Source organism: Aeromonas sp. R3-1 (genome assembly GCF_040908345.1).
Taxonomy (GTDB): Bacteria; Pseudomonadota; Gammaproteobacteria; order Enterobacterales; family Aeromonadaceae; genus Aeromonas; species Aeromonas veronii.
The window spans coordinates 1-2,039 of the sequence record NZ_JBFODN010000289.1; the positions used below are offsets into that span (position 1 = coordinate 1).

Here is a 2,039-nt window from a genome sequence, read left to right on the forward strand (position 1 = left end):
ACCATCGGCCACGTTGACCACGGTAAAACCACCCTGACTGCAGCTATCACCAACGTGCTGGCCAAGCACTTCGGTGGTAAAGCTTTCGCCTTCGACCAGATCGACAAGGCACCGGAAGAGCGTGAGCGTGGTATCACCATCAACACCTCCCACGTAGAATACGACACCGCTACCCGTCACTACGCCCACGTAGATTGCCCGGGTCACGCCGACTACGTTAAAAACATGATCACCGGTGCTGCCCAGATGGACGGCGCGATCCTGGTAGTAGCAGCGACTGACGGCCCGATGCCGCAGACTCGTGAGCACATCCTGCTGGGTCGTCAGGTTGGTATCCCGTACATGATCGTGTTCATGAACAAGTGTGACATGGTTGATGACGAAGAGCTGCTCGAACTGGTTGAGATGGAAGTTCGTGAACTGCTGACCGAGTACGACTTCCCGGGTGATGACCTGCCGGTAGTTCGTGGTTCCGCGCTGAAAGCGCTGGAAGGCGACGCTCAGTGGGAAGAGAAGATCATCGAGCTGGCTGGCCACCTGGATACCTACATCCCGGAGCCGGAGCGCGCGATTGACCAACCGTTCCTGATGCCTATCGAAGACGTATTCTCTATCGCTGGCCGTGGTACCGTAGTTACCGGTCGTGTAGAGCGCGGTATCGTTAAAGTAGGTGAGACTGTAGAAATCGTTGGTATCAAAGATACCGTTTCTACCACCTGTACCGGTGTTGAAATGTTCCGTAAGCTGCTGGACGAAGGTCGTGCAGGCGAGAACATCGGCGCGCTGCTGCGTGGTGTTAAGCGTGAAGACGTAGAGCGTGGTCAGGTACTGGCCAAGCCGGGTTCTATCAAGCCGCACACCAAGTTCGAATCTGAAGTGTACGTACTGTCCAAAGAAGAAGGTGGCCGTCATACCCCGTTCTTCAAAGGCTACCGTCCGCAGTTCTACTTCCGTACTACCGACGTGACCGGTACCATCGAACTGCCGGAAGGCGTAGAGATGGTAATGCCGGGCGACAACATCAAAATGGTTGTTACCCTGATTGCTCCGATCGCAATGGACGACGGCCTGCGTTTCGCTATCCGTGAAGGTGGCCGTACCGTAGGTGCTGGTGTTGTAGCTAGCGTAATCGCCTAATCGATTCGTTATATACAAACATGAAAAGGGGTGGCTTCGGCCACCTCTTTTATTTTTGGGGCTATTTATGGCCTGTGAGATACTGGACAAAACCATTGATAGAGGTAGTTTCCGTGAGCAACCCCGCCATTTTTCTGGATCGTGACGGTGTCATCAATGAAGACACTGGCTATGTCAGTCAGGTCGATGATTTCCATTTTCTGCCCGGAGTCATAGACGCCCTGCAGCTCCTCAAAAAGAAAGGCTATCTGCTGGTCGTCGTCACCAACCAGTCCGGAATCGCCCGCGGCTACTTCAGTGAAGATGACTTCATGAATCTGACTGAATGGATGGATTGGTCACTGGCTGATCGGGATGTGGATCTCGATGGCATCTACTTCTGCCCCCATCATCCGGATCACGGCGCCCCCTGTGATTGCCGCAAACCGGAACCAGGCATGCTGCTGTTGGCGCAACAGGAACTGGGGATCGACATGAGTCGTTCCTATATGGTGGGTGACAAGCCTTCCGATCTAAAAGCTGCCGTCAATGCTGGGGTTGGTCACAAAATCATGGTCAGAACCGGTAAGCCGATGACCGAAACGGGTAGTGCGCTGGCCGATGCTCTCTATGACAATCTGCACGATTTTGCTGTTGCGGTGCCTGCAGTGAGCTGATTTCGCCGGTTTAATATGCCAATTGGTGGCTTTGTGAGCGAACGGACAACGAAAGCCATCTTTTTGCAATTATCTGCTTGCCAGAAAGAATCTGTTCCCTATAATGCGCCTCCATCGACAGGGCAAGCGGCAACGCAAACAACCTCGTCGATAACCTCGAAAAGCCTTTGAAAATAAGGCTTGACTCGAGAAGGCGGTTGAGTAGAATTCCACTCCCGCAGCAACACACTGTTGCGTCGCTCTTTA

Annotated in this window: 2 protein-coding genes; both read left to right on the top strand. The window is 53.4% G+C overall.

All coding sequences use genetic code 11. The annotated features are described in order from the left end of the window. Positions 1-1,137: elongation factor Tu (gene tuf / locus AB5Y85_RS20560; RefSeq protein ID WP_115523187.1), on the top strand; the 1,137-nt coding region annotated here is incomplete at its 5' end. Between the two features lie 113 nt (positions 1,138-1,250). Beyond that, on the top strand, positions 1,251-1,793 hold the full coding sequence (gene gmhB / locus AB5Y85_RS20565) for a D-glycero-beta-D-manno-heptose 1,7-bisphosphate 7-phosphatase (protein WP_257686798.1): 543 nt from the start codon (positions 1,251-1,253) through the stop codon (positions 1,791-1,793). Positions 1,794-2,039: the final 246 nt, after the last annotated feature.